Genomic DNA, 22148 nt, shown 5'->3' on the forward strand with positions numbered 1-22148 from the left:
AGGAGTTCGACATGATCCAGCACCACCGCTAAGCACGGCCACCCCGCGGAGTGATCCGCTGACTGCACCCTGTTTCGAGGCTCTCATGCACCGACTGACTTCCAAGACCTGCGTCATCACTGGCGCGGCGCGCGGCATCGGCCAGGCCATCGCCGCCTGCTTCCATGCCGAAGGCGCCGCCGTCATCCTCACTGACATTGACGACACCACCGGGGCCGCCGCTGCCGCCGCCATCGGCTGCCGCTTCGAACGGCTCGATGTGCGCGAGGAGGCAGACTGGCAACGGCTGGCCCGCCTCGTGCCGACCGCGGACGTGGTTGTCAACAATGCCGGCGTCACCGGGTTCGAGCAGGGGATGGTGCCCCACGATCCCGAACATGCCAGCCTTGAGGATTGGCGCGCGGTCCACCGCGTGAACCTCGACGGAACCTTCCTTGGCTGCCGCTATGCCATCGGCGCGATGAAGCAGCGCGGCACCGGCTCGATCATCAACATCTCGTCGCGCTCGGGACTGGTCGGCATTCCGATGGCCGCGGCCTATGCCTCGTCCAAGGCGGCGATCCGCAATCACTCCAAGACCGTCGCGCTCTATTGCGCGCAGCAGGGCTGGAAGATCCGCTGCAACTCGATCCACCCCGCCGCCATCCTGACCCCGATCTGGGAGCCGATGCTGGGTACCGGCCCGGACCGCGCGGCGAAGATGCAGGCCTTGGTCGCCGACACGCCGCTGCAGCGGTTCGGAACGCCCCAAGAGGTCGCCGCTATCGCGCTCATGCTCGCCTCGGACGAGGCGAGCTATGTGACAGGCACAGAGATCACCATCGACGGCGGCCTGCTCGCCGGCTCTGCCGCGACCCCCGGCTAAGGGGCGGCATCGTGCATGGCGGGGCGCGACGTGGGGGCAAGTGGCGGAGGGAACGCGACTGCGGTCGAACCTTCTCTGGGCCGTAAAGCATTGATCTTAAACGACTCACGCATTTGGGACGCGCTTTCGTCGTGTCTCTTCAGCAAACATCAGGCCGAACCGGTTCCACCAGAACCGTACCGTCTCGCGGCATATGTCGATGCCGCGCTCGTGCAGAAGATCTTCGACGTTGCGCAGTGAAAGGGGGAACCGTACATACATCATCACAGCCAGGCGGATGATTTCGGGCGACGTCTTGAAGTACCGAAACGGGGAAAGTTTTGTCATCCGTTCAGGCTAGGCCGCCGTCCAGACCCACGCAAGAGTTTTGCTCTGACAGTGCCCCCCAGCGCCTTGCGGACATCCGGAGCGACGCGAGTTCCCAGAATCTCGATCGCGTTCATCAAGGATTTGTGATCGAGCCGCCCGATCGCCATCTGAATGGTAATCCGGGTAAAGCCGAAAATTTCATGATGGGCGAGGATCTTGTCGGTCAGCTCTGCGGGTCCGCCCACGAACAACGCGCCGCTGGGGCCGCTCATGGTATCAAACTGTTCACGGGTTGCCGGGGTCCATCCACGTTCTGCGCCAAGTCGGGTCATGACCTCGTTATGCGGGCCACTGTAAATATCGCGGGCGGCTTGACTGGTTTCGGCCACAAACCCATGCACATTCAGTGAGGTTTCAAGGCTGGCCGGGTCGTGCCCCGCCTTGCTGGCGGCAGCACGGTAAAGATCGAACAAAGGCGCAAACCGTACTGGTTCGCCACCTATTATGCCAAGCGCAAGGGGCAGGCCAAGTTTTCCGGCCCGCACCGCAGATTGCGGGGTGCCTCCCACGCCCAGCCAGATCGGCAGCTTGTCCTGATAGGGACGCGGATAGACGCCCTGATGATCGACCGCAGGCAAATGTTTCGTGCGGGGCCAGCTTATGTGTTCAGCATCGTTCACCGCCATCAAGAGCTGAAGTTTTTCAGCAAAAAGACCGTCGTAATCATCCAACGCATGACCAAACAGCGGAAAGGATTCAACCGGACATTCGCCGCACCCGCGAACCAAAATAGGCAACTTCCAAAAAGCGGACGCCCTTAGGCGCGATGTCCCGCGCGCGGGCGTGGTGCGTGCGGAGGTCCGTGACCGTCTGGCGGTGCTGCGGGCAAGACCGGCGGCTCTCGGTCTGCGATCCCTGTCCGTCTAGGGGTCTGGTGTTGGCGCGGCGGGCCGCTTGCGGGACACGATCAGGAACCCCGCCAGCCCCGCCATTGCCAGTGCGCCGCTGGTCCAGAAGGTGGCCGCCGGTCCGAACAGTTGCCAAAGCGCGCCCGCCAGAAGGCTGGCTAGCAACAGGGCGATGCCCGTCACCAGGTTGAACACGCCAAAGGCGGTGGCCTTCAGGTCCACCGGCGCGTGCTCGGCCACCAGCGCCGACAACAGCCCCTGCGTCAGCCCCAGATGCAGCCCCCAGAGCGCCGCGCCCGCAAAGACCGCCGACAAAGACCCGGCGAGCGCCAGGACCGCGTCGGCGGCGATCAGCACCAAGAACCCCGACGCCAACAGCCCGGTGCGCCCGATCCGGTCCGACAGGATGCCGACCGGATAGGCCGACGCCGCGTAGACCAGGCTCACGACCACCAGGATCAGCGGCGCCAATGCCAGCGCCAGACCCAGGTTTTCGGCGCGCAGAATCACGAAGGCCTCGGTGAACCGCGCCAATGTCATCACTCCGCCAAGCGCCACCACACCCCAGAAATGCCGTCCCAGGGCGCCCGGATTGCGCAGGCTGATCGGTGTGGGCCGTGGCGTGGCGACCGGCGCGCGCGCGGGTTCGCGCACCACCAGAACCAGAAGCAGAACCGCCAGCACACCCGGGATCGCCGCCAGCCAGAACACAGTGCGGAACTGGTCCGAGAATACCGCCATCAGCGCGATTGCCAGCAGCGGGCCGACAAAGGCCCCGACGCTGTCCAGCGATTGTCGCAGGCCAAAGGCCGCGCCCCGTTTACCGGGCGGTGCCAGTTCCCCCACCAGCGCATCGCGCGGCGCACCGCGAATGCCCTTGCCCACCCGGTCGGCAAACCGCGCGCCCAGGACGATCCCCGCCGAGGGCGCCAGCGCGAACAGCGGTTTAGAGAGGGTGGACAGCCCATAGCCCAGAGCCGCCAGCGGTTTGCGCCTGCCCCAGCGGTCGCTGATCAGGCCCGAGGCCAGCTTGGTGATGTTCGCCGTTGCTTCGCCGATACCCTCGATCAGGCCCACGGTCACGGTGCTGGCCCCCATCACAGTGACCAGAAACACCGGCAACAGCCCGTGGATCATCTCGGACGAGATATCCATCAGCATGCTGACAAAGCCGAGCGCCCAGATACTTCGCGGCAAGCCGCGAAAATTGCCCTTGTCTCGCGGCGTCGCCATCATGCTCTTTTCATCCGACATTCCCCAAGTGGCCTGCCGTCTGACATCAAGGTCGCCTGATTTTGCCCGCCGGACAAACGTTTTTCGCGCCGAGCGGCGTCTGCGGTCGCGCAAACGCCTGGAGCTGGGCGGATCACGCCGCGAACCCGCAGAATCCTGGCCCGGCGGCGCCGTTTTTCAGCATGGCGGACAGACCTGTCCTGCCGTTTTCGTTCGGTTTGGGTCCGGATCGCGGTCATGCGCATGACGGTGGCGCTCGCAATCGGCGGATGGCAGCGAGGATGGCGCGCACCATCGCGCCGGTGACGGCCACCTCGGCCAGCTGGAAAGTGATGGCGCGGGCGTGACGCACGACGCGGGCTCCGATCTTCCTTCTCGGCGATGCAACCCGCCTCCTCCAGCCGCTCATAGATCGCGGGGATCGCATCGGCGGCATCGGCCCGGAAGAACCGGCCCCCAAGGTCGCGGCCAGCATACCGGGCCATGACGGGATCAAGGACATCCCGCCAGCCATTCTGCGCCTGCTGACGGGTCCGTGGACGAGTTATATCATCTGGGTGCTGTGCGATCAGGGTCCGCAAAGGTTCGGGGCACTGAAACGTGCCGTGCCGGGGATATCGACCCGCATGCTGACGGAACGGTTGCGAATGTTGCAGGCGGCCGGGGTGATCTGGCGGGAACAGGCGGAGACTATTCCGCCTGCGGCGACCTATGGCCTGACGCCGCGCGGCAACGACCTGCACAGCGTTCTGGAGGCGCTGGGAAGTATCGCGGAACGATGGAAGGTTGAGGGGTCTTTGAAGACAATGCCTTCGGCGTTGGTTGATTGCTCCACCCGGCAAGAAAAGTTAGAGTGCTGACCAGCATGCTCCGGTGGCGACCTGCCGGTCGTCAGCGCACCAGGCAGCACCCGCGATGCGAGCAGGAGCCGTTCAAATGACGAAACCGAGGGGCAAGGCGAGTCCGACCACTCAAGCGGAGCCGATTGGCGCGTTTGCAAGATCGCTAGCAGAGAGTTTATTGGTGAGGTCATCTGTCGATGACTTCACGGAATCCGGCCCCAAACAGTAATCGAGCACAACATGACGAACACCAGACCCATTCTCATGGCCGCGATTGTTATCGCTGGTGCCGTGTTCGGCTACTTCTTCTGGCAGAGCAACCGTGCGGATGTGGTTGCGGAAGGTTTCGCGCGCGGCAACGGGCGGATCGAAGCGGTCGAAATTGATGTGGCCTCGAAGCTTCCCGGACGGATTGAAGCGATCCTGGTGCGAGAGGGCGGGCTGGTCGAGGCGGGTCAGCCGCTGGTCACGCTTGACACACGTCAGTTGAAAGCCAACCGGCACCAGGCAGAGGCGGAACTGCGCCGTACCGAGATCGCGGTCAAAAACGCCCGCCTGATGATCCGGCAGCGTCAGGCCGAAGTGCGCGCGGCCGAGGCGGGTCTGGCGCAGCGGCAATCGGCCCTGGATGCCGCGCAGCGCCAGTTTGCGCGGTCCGAGGCGCTGGCGGGAAGCAGTGTTGCCTCCGAACGGCAGCTTGATATCGACCGGTCGAACGCGCTTGGCGCCGAGGCTGCGGTCGCTTCGGCCGAGGCGATGCTTGCGGCGGCGCGGATCGGTGTGTCCGCAGCCGAAGCGGCGGTGATCGGGGCCGAGGCGGCGGTGGCGGCGGCAACGGCGGCGATCGAGGTGATCGACGTGCAGATCGAGGACAGCACATTGAACGCGCCCCGGGCGGGTCGGATTCAGTATATCATCGCTCGGGAGGGCGAGGTCGTGGGTGCCGGCGGGCGCGTCGTCAACATGGTTGACCTCAACGACGTTTACATGACGTTTTTCCTTCCGACCGCCGCGGCGGGGCAAATCGGGCTGGGAACCGAGGTTCGCCTTCTTCTTGATGCAGCACCCGGTATCGTCATCCCTGCCCATGTTTCTTTCGTATCGAGTGTGGCCCAGTTCACCCCCAGAACTGTCGAGACAGAAATCGAGCGCGAGAAACTGATGTTCAGGGTCCGTGCCACGATCGCGCCGGACTTGTTGGGCAGGTATCTCGAACAGATCAAGACCGGATTGCCCGGCGTCGCCTGGGTGCGGCTGGATCCTGCCTCGCCCTGGCCGGCTGCGGCTCAGGGTCAGGTGCTGGAATGACCGATGCCGGGCTCGTGGTGCGCGCAGACGGGCTGTCGCTCCGCTATGGGACGATCCGGGCTTTGGACGAGGTTTCGATCGATCTGCCTACAGGCTGTTCCGTTGGCATCATAGGGCCAGACGGCGTTGGCAAGTCGAGCCTTCTGGCGCTCATCGTCGGGGCGCGGCAGATGCAGGAGGGGCGGCTCGAGGTGCTGGGGGGCGACATGGCCCGTGCCGGGCATCGCGCGCGGATTGCCCCGCGCATCGCCTATATGCCACAGGGGCTGGGGCGAAACCTTTACCCAACGCTTTCGGTGCGGGAGAATGTCGATTTTTTCGGACGCCTCTTTGGCGAGCGCCAGCAGGAGCGCGCGCATCGTATCGCCGACTTGCTCCTGGCGACCGATCTCGCCCCCTTTGCCGACCGCGCGGCGGGCAAGCTCTCGGGCGGGATGAAGCAGAAACTGGGCCTTTGCTGCGCGCTGATCCATGATCCCGACCTTCTGGTTCTCGATGAGCCGACCACGGGTGTCGATCCGCTGTCGCGGCGGGAATTCTGGACCTTGATCGAGCGCATCCGCTCTGATCGTCCGGGCATGAGTCTGCTTGTGTCGAGCGCCTATATGGAAGAGGCTGCGCGTTTCGATCATCTGGTGGCGATGGACGCTGGCAAGGTGCTGGCAACCGGCAGCCTCGCCGAGATTCTGGAACGCAGCGGCGCTGCGGATCTCGACGCGGCCTTCATCGCACTTCTGCCCGAGGAGAAACGCCGCCGGCACCATGCCCTGAACGTGCCGCCGCGCGACACTGCGTTCGACGCCGAAAACGTCATCGAGGCCGAAAACCTCACGGTGCGGTTTGACGATTTCACCGCTGTCAGGGAGGTGAGCTTTCGCATCAAGCGCGGCGAGATCTTCGGCTTTCTGGGCTCCAACGGCTGCGGCAAGACCACCACCATGAAGGCGCTGACCGGGCTTCTGGCCCCGAGTTCAGGCACCACGCGGATCTATGGCCACAAGGTTGACGCCCGTGACATGGCCACCCGCAAGCGCATCGGCTACATGACGCAGTCCTTCTCGCTCTATTCCGAGCTGACGGTGCGGCAGAACCTTGATCTGCACGCGCGGCTTTTCGACATGACGCCCGCCGAGATCAGCCCGCGGATCGCGGAACTTGCGCGTCGGTTTGATCTTGAAGAGGTGCTCGACAGCCTGCCCCTGCGCCTGCCACTTGGAATTCGTCAGCGCCTGTCGCTGGCCGTTGCACTGATCCACCGCCCCGAAATCCTGATCCTGGACGAGCCAACCTCGGGGGTGGACCCGGTGGCGCGCGATATCTTCTGGCAATCACTGATCGATTTGTCCCGAATAGACGGCGTGACGATCTTCATCTCCACCCACTACATGTCCGAGGCCACGCGCTGCGACAGGATTTCGCTGATGCACGAAGGCCGTGTGCTTGTCAGCGACACGCCCGAAGCAATCCGCGAGGAGACCGCCGCAGAGACACTGGACGATGCCTTTGTCCATCACCTGAAACGCGCGCAAGGCGCGAACACAGCGCCTGTGACCCGCAAGGGCCTCGCCGCCGACCAGGCCACGGCAGCAGGGCGGCGGCGCGCCGGGTTCAGCCTTGCGCGGCTGCTGAGCTTTTCGTGGCGCGAGGCGCTGGAGTTGCGCCGCGATCCGATCCGCCTGATGCTCGCAAGCCTAGGCAGCGTGATCCTGATGATCGTGCTCGGCTATGGCATTTCGCTTGATGTCAACAATATCAAATTCGCTGTGCTTGATTTTGACCAGACGGTTGCCAGCCAAGCCTATGTCAACGAACTGGCCGGGTCGCGCTATTTCGAGGAGCTGACGCCGCTGATCGACCATGCTGATCTGGATCAACGGATGCGGGCGGATGAGATCAGCCTGGCGCTGGAAATTCCCCCGGGGTTTGCCACCGATCTCGAACGCGGCCGCTCCGTCGCCATTGGCGCATGGTTTGACGGTGCCATGCCGATGCGCGCCGATACGGTGCGCGGATATGTCCAGGGCATGCACCTTCACTGGCTGACCGAACAGGTGCGGCAGGCGTTTGGCGATGACGCGGTGGCAGGAAACTTCACGCTTGAGGTGCGCTACCGCTACAACCCCGATGTCCAAAGTCTGGCCGCCATCGTGCCGGCGATGATCCCGCTGTTGCTGATGCTGATCCCGGCCACGCTGGCCGTCCTGTCCGTCGCGCGCGAGAAGGAGACAGGCTCCATCGTGAACCTCTATGTCACCCCGGCACGGCGGCTGGAATTCCTGCTGGGCAAACAGATGCCTTATGTCGTGCTGGGTTTTCTGAACTTCCTTCTGTTGCTGGCCCTGGCGGTGGTGGTATTCGGGGTCCCGGTCAAGGGCAGCCTGCTGGCACTTTCGGTGGGGGCGCTTGTCTATGTCGTGCTGGCCACCGGGCTGGGCCTGCTGATTTCCGCTTTCACCAAAAGTCAGGTCGCCGCCTTGTTCTTCACCGCACTGGTGACGATCATTCCGGCCATACAGTATGGCGGCATCATTGATCCGGTATCTTCACTGGACGGCATGGGCCGGGTGATCGGCGGGGTCTATCCCACCAGCCATTTCGTCACGATCTCCCGCGGCACCTTTGCCAAGGCGCTGGGTTTTGGCGATCTGAGCGGGTCTTTCCTGCCGATGCTGGCGCTTGTGCCCGTTCTGGTGGTGCTGGGTGCCATATTCGTGCGCAAACAGGAGAAATAGCCGATGCGCCTGAGGCATGTTCTCCACCTGTCATTGAAGGAGCTTCGCGGGCTGTTGCGCGATCCGCTTCTGATGGTGCTGGTTGCCTATGCCTTCACGCTCGACATCTATGTCAGCGCGACGGCCATCCCCGGGGGGCTGAACCGCGCCACGATCGGCATCGTGGACGAGGACGCGTCGCCGCTTTCACGCCGCATGGCCGGCGCGTTCCTGTCGCCGTATTTCGTGCCTCCCGCGCAAATCGACATCGCAGAAATGGATGCCCGGATGGATGCCGGCTTCGACACGTTCTCCCTCGTGATCCCGCCCAATTTCCAGCGCGGCCTGCTGGCCGGGAACCGACCCGAGATGCAGCTCAATGTCGACGCCACACGCATCACTCAGGCCTTCATCGGTGCAGGCCACATCGAGGCCATGATCAACCAGGAGGTAACGGGATGGCTGGCGCGCGACGCGGCCCAGCCTGCAATGCCTGTTGACCTTGCCCTGCGCGCCCGTTTCAACCCTGCACTTGATCCAGCGTGGTTCGGGGCGATGGTCGCGCTCATCAGTGCCGTGACCATGCTTTCGATCATCCTTTCAGGGGCTGCCTTGATCCGCGAGCGCGACCACGGCACATTGGAGCATCTGTTGGTCATGCCCGTGACCGCCGCCGAGATCATGACAAGCAAGGTCCTCAGCATGGGAGGTGTGGTGCTGGCGGCGGCGGCGCTCTCGCTTGCCTTCATGGTTCAGGGGGTGATGGGCATACCGGTCGAGGGATCGGTCGCGCTGTTCCTCGTGGGCGCGGCCTTGCACCTTTTCGCCACGACTTCGATGGGGATCCTGCTGGCCACCATCGCAGGCTCGATGCCGAAGTTTGCCATGCTGCTTTTGCTGGTGCTGTTGCCGCTTGAGATCCTGTCGGGCGGTGTCACCCCGCGCGAGTCGATGCCCGAAGCCGTGCAATACGTCATGCTGGCGGCGCCCAACACGCATTTCATCGCGCTCGCACAGGGGGTGTTGTTCCGTGGCGCCGGGCTTTCGGTGGTCTGGCCACAACTCCTGGCACTAACCCTGATCGGATCAGCGATGTTCGCCTTCGCCTTGCACCGGTTCCGCACCTTTCTGCGCTGAACCGGTGCAAGCCATTGCTGCGCCGCGCGGCGTTGCGCACTCCGGTATCGCGCGTTACGGCCCGCCGAATGATTTTTGATCTGGTCGTGAAGCGCCCAGGGGCTGTTGACGTTCGGGATTCCCAAATCGTTTGACTTCTGATTGGCGTTGTTGCGCAACTCACGCCTGAGGTGTGACTTCCCCCTTTCCCCGATGGCCTCATGCCACGCGGACGATCTCGGCGGTGCCGAGGACTGAGAAGCGGTTCCTGAGGGCGATGCGGATCTGGATTTCGGCGGTCTGGCGGTCGGGATCTCTTGCGACGATGCGCTCGCCGAAGGCCTTCCTTGCCGCAATCCAGGCCCAAACTGTACGAAAGCGGCAGGGCAGGTCTGTCCGCTGCGCGAAAAGACGCCGACGCCAGGCAAGGATTCGGCGGATTCGCGGGCCGATCCACCCAGTTCCAGCCGTCTGCGCGACCGCCGACGCCGCTCGGGCGCGAAAAGCGCTTGTCCAGCGGGCAGACTCTGGCGATCTTGCTGTCAAACGGCAGGCCACTTGGGAAATGTCGGTTTAAACACGCTCATCAAAGGAGATTGCGATGACAAACCAGAGCCATATTCACCCCTATGTGGAGTGGGCCAAAAGCCACCTTAATGAAATGGATGCGTCGCTTGCGCTGTTCGAGTCCAAAATCGAACACCAAAAAGATGCAGCAAGCCGGAAGGCCATGGACATCATCGCAGACATGAAAAAGCGGCGTGATGCATTTCAGGCACGGGCCGAGGGAGCCCTGGCGATGACAGAACAGGAATGGTCTGCGGCCAAGGCGGAGATGGAAAGTGAATGGAACAAATTCGAAATTGGTGTCGATGACTATTTTGACACGGTTTCCGAACGAGTGGGTGAATACCAGTCCGCGTTTAGCGCCCGGATTGATGCGCAGCGCAAGGCCTGGGACGAAACGATTCAGAAGAACAATGCAGCCGCAAAAGAGTTTCTAGGCGAGCGGACGAAAGACGTCGAAGCCGCTGCTGCGAAGCTTGAGCGCGATCTCCACGAAGCAGAGCAAAAACTTCGCAACGTCAAAGTGGCCAGCCATACTTCCTGGTCCGCAATGCGGGAAGCGCTTTCACAATCCCGCAAGGCTTACGATAAGGCGATCGATGAAATGCAGAAAGCTTTCAGAGCCGTGTGAGAAGCTTAGGCACGAATGAAATCGGCAGGCTTTGACGTCTGCTGATTCACGCTTCGGCCAATAAAAAGGCACACAAAATGACCATCAAGTTCAATCCAAAAAGTGCACTGCTGCTTGCAAGTCTCGCCGTCGCAATATTCACAGCTCCGGCTTTTGCCGAAACCAGTTTTGAAGCCGTCAAGGCAGAAGCGAAAGCGCTGGTTCAGGTCACCAAGGACTATGCTTTCGACAAACGCGATGAACTCGTTGCATATTCCAAGGCATCTCTTGAAAAAATCGACACGGACATTGGTCAGCTTGAAGTCAGAATTCGCAACGACTGGGGCGGGATGATGTGAAAACGGGTTTTTCCAACTCGTTTTCTGCATTCACCGAGGCTTGGGAAAAAGCAAAGACCGAATTCGGCCCTTCCTGATGAAGTTCGATAGTCAGTCTGGATGGAAAACAAGGTGGTGAGCTGACGGATAAATCAATCCGTCGGCTCTTTCGTTCTCAAAGGAAACAGACAAATGCAAGCGCACCTCGATTTATTGTCGCTGTGCTGACGGCGGTGTAGATATCTGCAATAGTCGCCGTCATGAGAAAACTCATCGAAACCGCAAATGCACTGGTCAAAGCAGATCGAAAATGGACACCAAAACACCGCTTGATCAACACGGATACTCTGGGCGCAACTTCCAGGAGCGGCCGTTTCCTCTGAACACGGGCAATCACTTGCGGTGCTCGTTTGCGTCAATGGCTTGTGTCACGATTGCCGTCCACTTGCGAACCGCGTCCCCTTTCAGACCGGCGGGTATGCGAATGGGGTCTCCAGTCCGAAGCGTGACGGTAGCGCCCCAATGCGGCCATACGCGCTTGTCCCAGCGCTTTTCCATCACGCGCGCGGGCTGGCTCTCGGCCGAAACCGGCAAGATCAGGAACCCAAGTTGCGACGCCATCCGAACCGCGCCGGGCTTGGCCTGGCGATGCGGTCCGAGCGGTCCGTCTGTGGCAAAGGCGATAGTCTTGCCGTGCCGCGTTTCCCGGATCATGTGCCGGTAGGCGGCACCCTGCCCGCCCGGCGGGAGGATCGAGGGCACATGCCCGAACCTCTGGCAGATCTGGGCGATGACAGCACCGCGAAACCCGTCGCTGGTGAAGACAACCGCGTGCTGGCCTTCGAGCAACGCGAACAGCGGCAGGAATTTGCCGTGCCAGAACACCAGGATCACGCCTTCGCCCGCAGACGACAACTCTTCCAGTCGGGAGATTTCGGCCTTGTCCACCGACCACGAGGCGCTCCAGCGATGATAGACAAAAGCAATGGCATTGCCCGAGAAACGCGCCAGGATTGCGTTGATACTTGCGATCAAGGGCATGACGGCCCCGGAACCCGGTTTCGTGACCCGGCGATTTCGGCAGGATTTCGGCAGTCGGGGGGGCACCTATTCATCGGTTGGCCGCTCCGGCATCAGAACCGCGTCGGTGAGCGCATATGCCATGTGCCCGACGGTGCGCCATTGTTCCGCAAGCCGGCGCTTGGCGGCGTTCCAGGCGCTGTCTTCGATCGACGGGCGGATCGGCTGACGTTCGATCAGTGCCGCGTAGAGATCGAGGGTTTTCTGGATCGTGGCCTCCTGCGAGAATTCAGCCGCAGTCCTTTTCGCCCGGACCCGCATGTCGCCAACCTCGTCCGGCGAGCGGTCGGCGAACCAGCCCAGTGTTTCGGCGAAGGTCTCGGTCGAGGCATCGCCCGCCAGCAGTCGGCCGTTTTCGCGGTCTAAGACCACGTCGCGCGCGCCGGGCGCATCGAGCGCCAGCACCGGCGCGCCGGTGGCCATTGCCTCGATCAGCACCAGCCCTTGTGTCTCCGAGACCGACGAGAACGCGAACACGTCCATGCTCGCGTAAGCCCGGGACAGGTCGACCCCGGTGAGGACCCCGGTCATGTGAACCCGGCGCGCCACGCCCGCCTCGGCAAAGTCAGCGGCCATCGGCGCACTCATCTCGCCATGGCCGGTGATGAGCGCATGCGCGTCGGGCGCGGCATGGAGAAACCGGATCAGAGCATCTGTCAGGTAGCCGAGGTTCTTTTCCTGCGCCAGCCGCCCGACGTGGCCAACGACAAACGCATCGGCTGGGATCGCGTAGCGCGCGCGCAGTCCGGCGGTGTCGGTTTCGTCCAGCGGCACGGTATTCACCCCGGTGGGGATGACCACCGTCATCGTCTTCACTCCGTTCTGCGCAGCGAAGGTGGCGATGCTTTTACTCGGGGCGATCACTGCGTCGCACAGGTTGCAGTAGCCGATCGAAAGACCCAGCGCGAGGCGCCGGGTGATATCTGAGTCTTGGATCACGTAATGGCCATAAAGGTCATAGCGCGTGTGATAGGTGTAGACGATCGGGATATTGCGTGCCGAGGCGACGCGCAGCGCAGTGCCGCCCAGAAGAAACGGGTGGTGCGAATGAACGATATCGGGCGCGAACGCATCGAGCCGCCTCGTCAGTGACAGGCTGACGGGGCTGGGCACCGAAAAATCGGTGCCGGCAAATTGCTGATAGGCGGGAATACGAACGGTGTCGTCGGTCGATTCTTCATGATCCGGGAACTTCGGCGCCACCACCAAGACCTGATGCCCGCGCGCGCGCAACCCATCCGCAAGGCTATTGACGCTGCGCGCCACGCCGCCGACATGGGGGCTGAACGTATTGGTGAAGATGGCGATTTTCACGAAGACTGCTTCCTCATTTCCCATGGCATGCATCCTGCGGAACGGCAATTTGACCCTGCGGCGCAAATCGGCCGACACATCGCGCGGTTTCTTTTGTCCCCCCGCTCTCTTGCCCACTCGTGTTCGCGGGCCGAACCGCTTGCTGACTTGACAGGGGCGCATGCCATCCCTAGCTATCCAAACGAACGTTCAGTTAGGAGCCCCCGGATGTCAAGCGACGATCTTACCGAACCTCGGCTTTCCGACCGGAAGGTTTCGATCCTCGAAGCAGCGGCCGCATTGTTCGCCAAACACGGCTACGCGGGTGTTTCGATCCGTGATCTCGCGCGGGAGATCCACACGACGCCGGCGGCGCTTTACCACCATTTCCCCGACAAGGACGCGATCTATGCCGCCGCGCTTCGCCACGTTTTTTCCGACCGTGCCAAGGCCTTGGAAACAGTCGTAAAGGGGGATGACGCGCCGGATGTCACGTTGGAGCGTCTGATCGTCTGGCTGACGCAGCAGTTCTCGGACAACCCGGTGGTGGCACGGTTGGTGCAGCGCGAACTTCTGGCCGGTGACCGCGACCGGCTCAGGCTTCTGACCGAGGACGTGATGGCAGCGCCGTTTCGCGAGATCGAACGCTTGATGCATCGTCTTGCGCCAACCCGGGACGCAAGTCTTTCGGCCGCTTCGATCATTGCCCTGGTGATGGGATACGTCCAGTTGACGCCGGTGCTCGAGGTTCTCATCGGCGAGCGCAACACGCAACAACGCCTGAGAGATTTCGCTGCGCATACGAAAGATATGGTTCTGCGCGGGCTGCTGGCGCAACCGCAACCCGGGGTGCACATCTGATGACACGCCCGATTTATAGTGCCAAAGTGACATGGGTTCTGGCCGGGGTCTGCCTGCTGGGTCTCGCCGGCTGCAAGGAAGACCCCGCCGCGAATGCGGCCCCCGCCCCGCGCTCGCTGGAGCTGTCGGTGGAGCAGGTGCTCGCCCGGCCGGTTGACCGGCTCTACAGCACCCCAGGCAGCGTCACATCCGAGGAGCGGATCGAGGTCTCGTCACGCGCGTCGGGCTACATCCAGCGGATCGGCGCCAACGAAGGCGACGTGATTTCCGCCGGTGACATCCTTGTCGAGATCGATCCGACCGACGTGGAAGGCGCGATCAGACGTGCCGAGGCGGCGCTGAGTTCGGCGCAGACCTCGCTGCAAAACGCCGAAGCCGATCACGCGCGTCTGGCCGGCCTGCAGAAAAGCGGAGCTGTCTCGACCGAAGCCTTGCGCCAGGCGACAGTGGCGCGCGATCTGGCCCGCGCCGGACTGGCAGAGGCGCAAGCGGTGCGCGACACCGCTTTGGCGGGGCGAAAATATACGACGCTGCTCAGCCCGATCGACGGCATTGTCGTCGCGCGGCGCAAGCAGGTGGGTGACCTGGCCAGCCCGGGGATTCCGATCCTGACGATTGAATCGCGAAAGCGGTTGCTGTTCCGAACCTCGGTTTCGGAAAGTCAGGTCGCGAATGTGCACGTGGGTGCCGCCGCAAGGATCGAGATCGACGCGCTTGCCGGGATCGACATTCCCGGCCAGATTCTCCGCGTGATCCCTTCAGGCGACCCGGTGACGCGCCGGTATGATGTCGAACTCGCATTGCCGGCGGATCTGGACGCCTTTCCCGGCATGTTCGGGCGCGCGCATTTCGTCATCGGCTCCGACATGGTTGTCCAGGTGCCGAACCTGGCCCTGGCAAACCGTGGTGGCCTGACCGGCGTGTTTGTCGCCGGTGACGACAGCGTCGCGCGGTTTCGGTGGGTCCACCGCGGACGGGTGTTCGGTCCTTCCACTGAGGTCCGGGCCGGGCTGGAGGGCGGAGAGACCATTCTGGCGCATGATGACGGGCGCGTGCGTGACGGCGACCTGATCGTCGTCGTCGAGGGCTCCGGCCAATGAACGAACTTCCGCAAAACCTTGCCGGGCGGCTGGCGGAGATGTTCATCTCTTCGAAACTGACGGTGCTGACCATCATGTCGGTCGTTGTTTTCGGAGCCATCGCCGTGGTGTTCACCCCGCGCGAGGAAAATCCCCAGATCAACATCCCCTCCGCACAGATCACGGTGCAATTGCCGGGCGCGTCTAGCCTGGAAGTGGAAAGCCTGATCGTGACCCCGTTGGAGGCGATCGTCAGCGAAATCACCGGCGTCGATCACACCCAGGCCGTGGCGATGAACTCGGTTGGCGTGGTGGTGGTGCAATTCAAGGCCGGCGAGAACAAGGAAGCCAGCCTGATCAGATTGTATGACCGGATTTTCAGCAATCTCGACCGGATACCCTCTGGCGCCGGCACGCCGCTGATCCGGGCCATTGACGCAGACGATATCGCGGCGGTGACGGTCACGCTCTCCTCCACCGTCTATGACGACTACGCCCTGAAACGCATGGCGGACCGGATCGCGGAGCGGCTGCACAGCCTGCCGAGCGTGTCGGTGGTCTCGGTCGAGGGCGGGCGCGACCGGGAAATCCGCGTCGACCTCGACCCCGACCGGCTGGCGGCCTATGGCGTGCCGCTATCGCGTGTGCGTGACACGCTGACCGGCAACAATTTCGGGACCCCGGTCGGACATTCGGTGCGGGCTGGCACGGTGCACATGGTCACCGTCAAAGGGTTCTTCCAGGACGCGGACGATGTGCGCACCCTGATCGTCGGCCAGAACGAGGGTCGGCCGATCTACCTGGGCGACGTTGCCGACGTCGTTGACGGCCCACCGATCGAGCCCGCGCAGCTGAGCCGGTTCAGCTTTGGCGCTGCCGATCCGAGGTTTTCGGAACTCGGCGGTCAAGACCTGGCGGCCGTCACGCTCGCGGTGTCCAAGAAGGCCGGGGCAAACTCGGTGTTCATGGCCGAGGATGTGATCGCGCGCATCGAGCGGATGCAGGCCGAATTCCTGCCGCGCGACGTGCAGCTTGTCGTCACCCGCAATGACGGCGAGACCGCCAATGCCGCCGTGAACCTGCTGATCGAACATCTCGGCATCGCCATTGCCACGGTCTTGCTCATTCTGATCCTGTTTCTGGGCTGGCGCGAGGCGCTGATCGTTGCGATCTCGGTGCCACTGGTGCTTTTGGTGACTGTCGGGGTCGATTTCGTTGCCGGGATCACCATCAACCGGGTCAGTCTCTTTGCCCTGATCCTGTCACTTGGCCTTTTGGTCGACGACGCCATCGTCGTGATCGAGAACATCCATCGCCACTACGCCCATGGCCGCAAAGGCCACGACAGCAAGCGGGACATCACCATTCGTGCCAGCGCCGAGGTTGGCGGCCCCGCCAATCTGGCGACAGCGACGGTCGTTGTGGTGTTTGCCTCGCTGGTGCTGGTCAGCGGCATGCCGGGGCAGTATTTCTTTCCCGTCGCGGTCAACGTGCCGATCGCGATGGTGGCATCGCTGTTCTTTGCCTATACGGTGACCCCCTGGGCCGCGTATCGCTGGCTCGATCTGGGCGCGCACGGGGAGGCGGGGGCGGTGGAGCAACGTCCGCACCGGCTGGCGCGCGCCTATCGCCGGCTTCTGTTGCTTGCGATGCAGCGGCGTTCCGCGCGGCTGGCGCTCTACGCTGTCACGTTGGCAATGCTGTTACTGACGGTTCTGCAACCGGCATGGCAATTCATCCGTCCCGAAGGCGTCGTCGGACCGAAGCCGTCGTTTGGCGTCGCCATGGCCTTCCTGCCCAAGGACGACGCCAATTCATTCAATGTGGCGTTGTCGATGCCGGAATCGACCCCGGTCGAGACCACCGACAGGCTGGTGCGCGAGGTCAATGCGGTGCTGGTCCACCATCCGCTGGTGACCAACACGCTAAGCTGGATCGGGCGCTCCGGGGTCGCGGACCAGATGGCGTTGATGCGGGGAACGGCTGACCTGACCGGCCAGAACATCGCGGAAATCCGCGTCAACCTCATCGACAAGCATCTGCGCACCACCTCCTCCATCGAACTGGTGCGCGACCTGCGCCCGCAGCTCGTCGCAATCGGTGCCGCCTATCCCGGCGCCAAGGTGCAACTGGTTGAAGTACCGCCCGGACCGGCGATGCGCGCCACCGTTCTGGCCGAGATCTACGGCGATGACCTTGCGATCTTGCGCAGCCTGTCGGACCGCGCCGAGGCCATCTTCAACGACACCTACGACATGGTCGATGTCAGCACCTCGCAGCCGGAAGATGTGAACGAGTACAGGATCATCGTCGATCAGGAAAAGGCCCTGCTGTCCGGCGTCAGCACAGCGCAGATCGGGCAGGTCTTGCGGGTTCTGTTCGAGGGCGAGGTCGTCGACCGTCTCCACCTCGACGACGAGAAGAACGTGGTGCCGATCCGGGTGCGCGTGCCAAACAGCCAACAGCTCGATCCGACACGGCTGGAAACGGTGTTCGTCGAGAACGCTGCCGGCCAACACCTTGCCCTGTCCGAGCTTGTGAAGGTCGTGCCAGGCACCCGCGACCGGCCGATCCTGCACAAGGACAACGAACGTGTGACCTTCGTCGGCGGCGAGTTGGCGCAGACTTCGCAACTCTATGCCATCGCCGCCCTCGACCAGCGGTTTTCCGGTCTGGAGGTCGGCAACGGAGTGTCACTGGAAACCGGTAACCTGACCCTGGCATCGACGCCACCCGACACGATCGGAAAATATCAGCTTCTGTGGAACGGGGAAATCCGGCTGATGCTCGACACCTACCGCGACATGAGCATGGTCCTGGGGCTCGCGCTTTTGCTCGTGTTCTTTCTGCTGGTCGGATACTACAAGTCGTTCAAGACACCGATGGTCGCGATGGCGTCGATCCCGCTCGGGCTGATCGGCGTCTTCCCGGGGCACTGGCTCATGGGGGCGGATTTCTCGGCGACATCGATGGTGGGCATCATCGCGCTGGCTGGCGTCGCCATTCGCAGTTCGCTGCTGATCATCGATTTCATCCGCGAGAACCGGGCTCAGGGCATGGATCTGCAGGAGGCCGCTTATCAGGCCGGGGTGATCCGTGCACGACCGATCCTGCTGACCACGCTTGCCGTGGTGCTGGGGTCTTCGATCATGCTGACCGATCCGGCCTTCGGTGGCCTGGCAATCAGCCTGATCTTTGGCACCATTGCCTCATCGGCGCTCTCGATCATCATCGTGCCTCTGCTCTACTACGGTGTGGAAAAGCGCAGCACAGACCGGGTCGAGCCCTGAGGCAAGGCGGGTGGCCCAGACAGTGGCGCAGACCTTGGCGCAGACAAGGCACAACCCGGCGCGAACGGAGAGCCGAAGGAGGGCAAAATGCCTGCGAAAATCGGTCTGGCATTGGGAAGTGGCGGCGCGCGAGGCTGGGCGCATATCGGCGTTCTGCGCGCCCTGGACGAGATCGGCATCCGCCCCGACGTGGTCTGCGGCACCTCGATGGGCGCTGTGGTCGGGGCGGCCTATGCGTCGGGTGCGCTCGACGCGCTGGAACATTATGCAAACGCGCTGACCCAGATCCGGGTGCGGCGGATGCTGGATGTCAACCTGGCCTCGGGCGGGCTGATCGAGGGCAAACACATCGTCCGGCTGCTGTGCGATCTGGGTTTCAAGCCGACCTTTTCCGAGGTTGATCTGCCCTTTGTTGCGGTGGCCACCGACATGGCACAAGGGCGCGAAATCTGGTTGCGTTCTGGCAACCTGGTGGAAGCGGTCCGCGCCTCGATCGGTATTCCGGGTATCTTCTCGCCGGTCTGGGCCGAGGGGCGCTGGCTGCTTGACGGCGGCATGAGCAACCCGGTCCCGGTCTCGGCCTGCCGCGCCCTCGGGGCGGAGGTGATCATCGCGGTCAACCCGAACTCGCGTCTCTACCTGCCGCAGCGTGGCACCGAAGTTGAAGAGACGACGCGGTTTTACGGGATGGAGGCCGTTCTGGGCACTGCTCCGGCCCAACTGCGGCCGCTGTTGCGCAAATACCTTGGCGGCAACGGAAAACCGGCCCGCCCGACCCCGGGCTATCTGTCGGTGTTGTCGACCTCCATTAACCTCATGACCGATCAGATCCTGCGCAGCCGCCTGGCCGGCGACCCACCGAACGTGATGGTCGATCTCGACCTGCAAGACATGACCGCTCTCGACTTCACCAAGGCGGAAAGGGCGATCACGCATGGCCGCGACGCGATGATGGCCAAGGCCGGCATTCTGAAACAGATGCTTTGACCCGGCGATGACCCGCTGGTCCGCGCGCTCAGTCCTTGCGGCCGCGCAGGATCGACCACACGAGCCACAGCCCGCCCGCCACCGCGCCAGAAAAACCCGCCATGGCAAAGAACCCCAGCCCGACCGGCAATTCGCCCCCGACTACGGTCATCACGATCGACGATCCCATGATCAACGCGGCGATCAGGATACCCAGTGTCACGCGCGTGATGGTTCTGTCGAAGCGGTCCATCAGATGGTCCAGTTTGCGGACCTCGATGCCGAAGGACAGCTTGCCTTGCTGCGCGTCGATCAGCAGGCGGCGCAGGTCTTCGGGCAGCCGGCCCATCAGCCCGGCCCCTGCCAGCAGGTGACCGCGCGCGGAGTGGGCAAGCTGTGCCGGGGAAAAGCGTTCGAGCATCAGGCGGCGCAGGAAGGGTTGCGCGGCGGCGACCATGTCGAACTCGGGGTCAAGCTCGCGTCCCATGCCGTCAAGCGTGGTGAACGCCTTGAGCAGCATCGTCAGGTCCGGCGGCAGCACCAGATCGTGCGCGCGCACCAGCGCGACCAGGTCGAGCACCAGCGCCGAAAGGTTCAGGGACTTGAGCGGCATCCCGTGAACCCGGTCGATGAACCCGTCAATGCGGTTTTCGAGGCCGGGGTTCGCGCCGGCATCGGCCCAGTCCAGCAGGATGCTCGTCACAGCCTCCGGGCGCCGGTCGACGATGCCGGTCAACAGGTCAACCAGTTCGTCGCGCCGCCGCCGCGACAAGTGCCCGACCATGCCGAAGTCGATGAACACGATCTCGTCGCCAGGCAGGTAGAACACGTTGCCCGGGTGTGGGTCGGCGTGGAAGAACCGGTCTTTCAGCATCATCTGCAACATCGCGTCGGCGCCGCGCGCCGCAATCCGGCGCAGATCAAGCCCGGCGCGGCGCGCCGCCTCCAGATCGGTGCCCGGCGTGCCCGCGGCGACATCCTGGACACTCATGATCTCGCTGGTCCATTGCCAATGGACGCGCGGCACATGGATATGTACGCAATCGCGAAAATTCTCCGCGATGCGCTCGGCGTTGCGGCATTCATTGGCCAGATCAAGCTCGGTCCGGATCGAGCGCGCGAACTCCGCCACAACGTCATCTGGCCGAAACCGCCGGATTTCGGCGCTTTCGGCCATGGCTATATCGACCAGCCAATCCAGAAGCCGCAGATCGGCCTCGATCTTGGCGCGGATGCCAGGGCGGCGGATCTTGAGAACCACCTCGCCGCCGTTCTCAAGCCGTGCGCGGTGAACCTGCGCGATCGACCCGGCGCCCAGGGGAATGGGATCGATCTCGACGAAATCGTCGATCAACGGATGGCCGCGCTCGGCGTCGACTTCCTCCAGCAGCGCCGCAAAGGGCACAGGGGGCACGCGGTCTCGCAGTTTCTCCAGTTCGGCGATGTAGGCGGACGGCAGCAGATCGGCCCGGGTCGACAGGATCTGCCCGAGCTTGACGAAGGTCGGCCCCATTTCCTCCAATGCCATGCGCAGGCGCTGCGGCGGCGCGAGATCGACCGACGCGACGGCGTCCGAGGGTTTCAAGACCCGCCCGGCCTTGCGTGCAGCCCCGGTCAACCCAAGACGCCCGATCAGGTCGCCAAGTCCGTGCCGGATCAGGATTGTGGCCAGTTGCGCAAGCCGCCCCAGGTCACGCTGCATGCCAATCGGGTCGCGCAAGATCAGCCGTCTTTCGGGTCGGTTGGCGACGCAGGCGGCGAGGTGACCTGGTGCGGCGCAAGACCCTCGGCCAGACCCGACAGAATACCGCTGCCGATTGCCGCGATGGTGGAAAGCCCGCCGCGTGTGGCCCGGCCAACGTCTTTGAGATCGGGCAGATGCGGCTTGGACGCGGCCCCAAGGCCGGAATGTGTCACCTGTCGCACGGCACGCGCCGTGTCGGTCCCCACGTGCTCGAAGTGGCGCGCAAGGTCTTCGACGATCCCGCGCGTCGCGCTGGTGCTTGTCTTGGCAAACGAGACCACGAGGTCCTGGAACAGGGTCTCCAGCGCGTGCAGGTCGTCAAGCGCCTGGCGAAGATCATTCTCGGTGAAGGCATCCGCTCGACCGGCCGCCTCTTCGATTGCAAGGTGCGAGGCCTGCGCGGCGCTCGCGAGCGCTTCGTCGAGCCCTTCGGCGGCCTCGCGCAGGCCTTGGGCCGTCTCGGCGCTGCCCTCCGGTGCGCCCGCGGCGGCTCCTTCCAGCACGGCGGCAGCAACAGCGCGGATATGGTCCTGCGTCAACGGCTCGCGGCTGAGCGCGCGGATCACGAGATCGCGCACCGCGTCGTGGATGTTCTCGCTCTCCGCCACGGCCCGGCGCGCCGTCTCGCGAATATCGGTGCCACCAGTTTGCGACATGGCCTGCTCGCCGTTCGTCATGGCAACCTCCTGCCTGGGTAATGATCGCAGTCGCCGCGACAACCGCCAACAGCGATCAGGAACTCCGAACCTCAATCAGATTCAGATTACGGAAAAGGCACCAAGGTGCCGTGACACAGATCAATGTCCAGCGCTGGCAAGGCCCGGCAAAGCAATTTTCGCTGGTGGAAGGCTTTTATCGGCATCTCGCCCGATTGTCTGGTATTGTCCGACATTCCCCAGGTCGCGTGCCGAATGAAGACAAGATCGCGTAACATTTCCTTTTGACAAAGCATTTTGCGCCTCTTGCCGACTGAGGCGCGGGCGGGGATGCCCGGATACGGCCGGACGGTGCCGAAGCCGCGCGGCGGC

Annotated in this window: 18 protein-coding genes and 3 pseudogenes; 12 read left to right on the forward strand and 9 right to left on the reverse strand. The window is 63.3% G+C overall.

Annotation, left to right across the window (positions count from 1 at the left end; genetic code table 11):
- Nucleotides 1-85 precede the first annotated feature (85 nt).
- Complete coding sequence (locus Q8S30_RS08885) at nt 86-865, forward strand: SDR family oxidoreductase (protein ID WP_305665650.1); 780 nt, start codon at nt 86-88, stop codon at nt 863-865.
- A gap of 117 nt (nt 866-982) precedes the next feature.
- On the opposite strand, the pseudogene Q8S30_RS08890 reads toward Q8S30_RS08885, so the two are convergent.
- From Q8S30_RS08890 to Q8S30_RS08905, 4 genes and pseudogenes are all read right to left on the reverse strand, one after another.
- Nucleotides 983-1192, reverse strand: a pseudogene (locus Q8S30_RS08890) (IS6 family transposase); the annotation flags it as partial.
- Nucleotides 1189-1971 (reverse strand): LLM class flavin-dependent oxidoreductase, encoded by a 783-nt coding sequence (locus tag Q8S30_RS08895; RefSeq protein WP_084739644.1) that lies wholly within the window; start codon nt 1969-1971, stop codon nt 1189-1191. The gene Q8S30_RS08895 and the pseudogene Q8S30_RS08890, both read right to left, overlap by 4 nt.
- A 126-nt stretch (nt 1972-2097) precedes the next feature.
- The gene (locus tag Q8S30_RS08900) at nt 2098-3336 is read right to left on the reverse strand and encodes an MFS transporter (RefSeq protein WP_305665651.1); all 1239 of its coding nucleotides are present in this window, start codon (nt 3334-3336) and stop codon (nt 2098-2100) included.
- Nucleotides 3337-3550: 214 nt separating this feature from the next.
- Nucleotides 3551-3830, reverse strand: a pseudogene (locus Q8S30_RS08905) (hypothetical protein); the annotation flags it as partial.
- A 42-nt stretch (nt 3831-3872) separates the two neighbouring features.
- Here Q8S30_RS08905 and Q8S30_RS08910 point away from each other — a divergent pair.
- From Q8S30_RS08910 to Q8S30_RS08925, 4 genes are all read left to right on the forward strand, one after another.
- Nucleotides 3873-4175: a helix-turn-helix domain-containing protein gene (locus Q8S30_RS08910; RefSeq protein ID WP_236937765.1), complete on the forward strand. Its 303-nt coding sequence runs from the start codon at nt 3873-3875 to the stop codon at nt 4173-4175.
- 222 nt (nt 4176-4397) lie between these two features.
- Complete coding sequence (locus tag Q8S30_RS08915; RefSeq protein WP_066813731.1) at nt 4398-5465, forward strand: HlyD family secretion protein; 1068 nt, start codon at nt 4398-4400, stop codon at nt 5463-5465.
- Complete coding sequence (gene rbbA / locus Q8S30_RS08920) at nt 5462-8197, forward strand: ribosome-associated ATPase/putative transporter RbbA (protein WP_066813737.1); 2736 nt, start codon at nt 5462-5464, stop codon at nt 8195-8197. Before Q8S30_RS08915 ends, rbbA begins: the two co-directional genes overlap by 4 nt.
- A gap of 3 nt (nt 8198-8200) precedes the next feature.
- Nucleotides 8201-9313, forward strand: a complete 1113-nt coding sequence (locus Q8S30_RS08925) for an ABC transporter permease (RefSeq protein WP_305665652.1) — start codon at nt 8201-8203, stop codon at nt 9311-9313.
- A 198-nt stretch (nt 9314-9511) separates the two neighbouring features.
- Here the strand turns inward: Q8S30_RS08925 and Q8S30_RS08930 are convergent.
- Nucleotides 9512-9637: pseudogene (locus Q8S30_RS08930) on the reverse strand (IS5/IS1182 family transposase); the annotation flags it as partial.
- Between the two features lie 256 nt (nt 9638-9893).
- On the opposite strand from Q8S30_RS08930, the gene Q8S30_RS08935 reads away from it, so the two are divergent.
- Together Q8S30_RS08935 and Q8S30_RS08940 are read left to right on the forward strand one after the other, a co-directional pair.
- Nucleotides 9894-10490, forward strand: coding sequence for a hypothetical protein (locus Q8S30_RS08935; protein ID WP_066813741.1), 597 nt, complete (start codon nt 9894-9896; stop codon nt 10488-10490).
- A 77-nt stretch (nt 10491-10567) separates the two neighbouring features.
- Nucleotides 10568-10828 (forward strand): hypothetical protein, encoded by a 261-nt coding sequence (locus Q8S30_RS08940; RefSeq protein ID WP_066813743.1) that lies wholly within the window; start codon nt 10568-10570, stop codon nt 10826-10828.
- Between the two features lie 372 nt (nt 10829-11200).
- Here the strand turns inward: Q8S30_RS08940 and Q8S30_RS08945 are convergent, their stop codons facing one another.
- Together Q8S30_RS08945 and Q8S30_RS08950 are read right to left on the reverse strand one after the other, a co-directional pair.
- Nucleotides 11201-11848 carry a lysophospholipid acyltransferase family protein gene (locus Q8S30_RS08945; RefSeq protein ID WP_066813745.1) on the reverse strand — a complete coding sequence of 216 codons (648 nt, stop codon included), beginning with the start codon at nt 11846-11848 and terminating at the stop codon, nt 11201-11203.
- Between the two features lie 66 nt (nt 11849-11914).
- A complete protein-coding gene (locus Q8S30_RS08950; RefSeq protein ID WP_066813747.1) occupies nt 11915-13225 on the reverse strand; it encodes a glycosyltransferase in 1311 nt (436 codons plus the stop codon).
- Nucleotides 13226-13408: 183 nt separating this feature from the next.
- Here Q8S30_RS08950 and Q8S30_RS08955 point away from each other — a divergent pair, with 183 nt between their 5' ends.
- From Q8S30_RS08955 to Q8S30_RS08970, 4 genes are all read left to right on the forward strand, one after another.
- Nucleotides 13409-14041 carry a TetR/AcrR family transcriptional regulator gene (locus Q8S30_RS08955; RefSeq protein ID WP_066813749.1) on the forward strand — a complete coding sequence of 211 codons (633 nt, stop codon included), beginning with the start codon at nt 13409-13411 and terminating at the stop codon, nt 14039-14041.
- The gene (locus Q8S30_RS08960; RefSeq protein WP_066813751.1) at nt 14041-15141 is read left to right on the forward strand and encodes an efflux RND transporter periplasmic adaptor subunit; all 1101 of its coding nucleotides are present in this window, start codon (nt 14041-14043) and stop codon (nt 15139-15141) included. Before Q8S30_RS08955 ends, Q8S30_RS08960 begins: the two co-directional genes overlap by 1 nt.
- Entirely contained in the window at nt 15138-18410 is a 3273-nt protein-coding gene (locus Q8S30_RS08965) for an efflux RND transporter permease subunit (RefSeq protein WP_066813752.1), read from the forward strand. The genes Q8S30_RS08960 and Q8S30_RS08965 overlap by 4 nt, the downstream gene beginning before the upstream one ends.
- Before the next feature lie 87 nt (nt 18411-18497).
- A complete protein-coding gene (locus Q8S30_RS08970) occupies nt 18498-19397 on the forward strand; it encodes a patatin-like phospholipase family protein (protein WP_066813753.1) in 900 nt (299 codons plus the stop codon).
- Nucleotides 19398-19425: 28 nt separating this feature from the next.
- Here the strand turns inward: Q8S30_RS08970 and Q8S30_RS08975 are convergent, their stop codons facing one another.
- Nucleotides 19426-21078 carry an AarF/ABC1/UbiB kinase family protein gene (locus Q8S30_RS08975; RefSeq protein ID WP_066818452.1) on the reverse strand — a complete coding sequence of 551 codons (1653 nt, stop codon included), beginning with the start codon at nt 21076-21078 and terminating at the stop codon, nt 19426-19428.
- A 20-nt stretch (nt 21079-21098) separates the two neighbouring features.
- Entirely contained in the window at nt 21099-21797 is a 699-nt protein-coding gene (locus Q8S30_RS08980) for a DUF6781 family protein (protein WP_066813755.1), read from the reverse strand.
- 110 nt (nt 21798-21907) lie between these two features.
- On the opposite strand from Q8S30_RS08980, the gene Q8S30_RS08985 reads away from it, so the two are divergent.
- Nucleotides 21908-22051, forward strand: a complete 144-nt coding sequence (locus Q8S30_RS08985; protein ID WP_305665653.1) for a hypothetical protein — start codon at nt 21908-21910, stop codon at nt 22049-22051.
- The last annotated feature ends 97 nt before the right edge of the window (nt 22052-22148 follow it).

It is taken from the genome of Frigidibacter sp. (genome assembly GCF_030695035.1).
In the GTDB taxonomy this organism is placed as follows: domain Bacteria; phylum Pseudomonadota; class Alphaproteobacteria; order Rhodobacterales; family Rhodobacteraceae; genus Frigidibacter.

What these genes read in the sequence shown, in the direction of transcription:
- Q8S30_RS08965 (WP_066813752.1), top strand. Translation starts at nt 15,138, where the DNA reads ATGAACGAACTTCCGCAAAACCTTGCCGGGCGGCTGGCGGAGATGTTC.
- Q8S30_RS08915 (WP_066813731.1), top strand. Translation starts at nt 4,398, where the DNA reads ATGACGAACACCAGACCCATTCTCATGGCCGCGATTGTTATCGCTGGT.
- rbbA (WP_066813737.1), top strand. Translation starts at nt 5,462, where the DNA reads ATGACCGATGCCGGGCTCGTGGTGCGCGCAGACGGGCTGTCGCTCCGC.
- Q8S30_RS08945 (WP_066813745.1), bottom strand. Translation starts at nt 11,848, where the DNA reads ATGCCCTTGATCGCAAGTATCAACGCAATCCTGGCGCGTTTCTCGGGC.
- Q8S30_RS08900 (WP_305665651.1), bottom strand. Translation starts at nt 3,336, where the DNA reads ATGTCGGATGAAAAGAGCATGATGGCGACGCCGCGAGACAAGGGCAAT.
- Q8S30_RS08960 (WP_066813751.1), top strand. Translation starts at nt 14,041, where the DNA reads ATGACACGCCCGATTTATAGTGCCAAAGTGACATGGGTTCTGGCCGGG.
- Q8S30_RS08935 (WP_066813741.1), top strand. Translation starts at nt 9,894, where the DNA reads ATGACAAACCAGAGCCATATTCACCCCTATGTGGAGTGGGCCAAAAGC.
- Q8S30_RS08975 (WP_066818452.1), bottom strand. Translation starts at nt 21,078, where the DNA reads ATGCAGCGTGACCTGGGGCGGCTTGCGCAACTGGCCACAATCCTGATC.
- Q8S30_RS08885 (WP_305665650.1), top strand. Translation starts at nt 86, where the DNA reads ATGCACCGACTGACTTCCAAGACCTGCGTCATCACTGGCGCGGCGCGC.
- Q8S30_RS08955 (WP_066813749.1), top strand. Translation starts at nt 13,409, where the DNA reads ATGTCAAGCGACGATCTTACCGAACCTCGGCTTTCCGACCGGAAGGTT.
- Q8S30_RS08970 (WP_066813753.1), top strand. Translation starts at nt 18,498, where the DNA reads ATGCCTGCGAAAATCGGTCTGGCATTGGGAAGTGGCGGCGCGCGAGGC.
- Q8S30_RS08950 (WP_066813747.1), bottom strand. Translation starts at nt 13,225, where the DNA reads ATGGGAAATGAGGAAGCAGTCTTCGTGAAAATCGCCATCTTCACCAAT.
- Q8S30_RS08925 (WP_305665652.1), top strand. Translation starts at nt 8,201, where the DNA reads ATGCGCCTGAGGCATGTTCTCCACCTGTCATTGAAGGAGCTTCGCGGG.
- Q8S30_RS08940 (WP_066813743.1), top strand. Translation starts at nt 10,568, where the DNA reads ATGACCATCAAGTTCAATCCAAAAAGTGCACTGCTGCTTGCAAGTCTC.
- Q8S30_RS08980 (WP_066813755.1), bottom strand. Translation starts at nt 21,797, where the DNA reads ATGACGAACGGCGAGCAGGCCATGTCGCAAACTGGTGGCACCGATATT.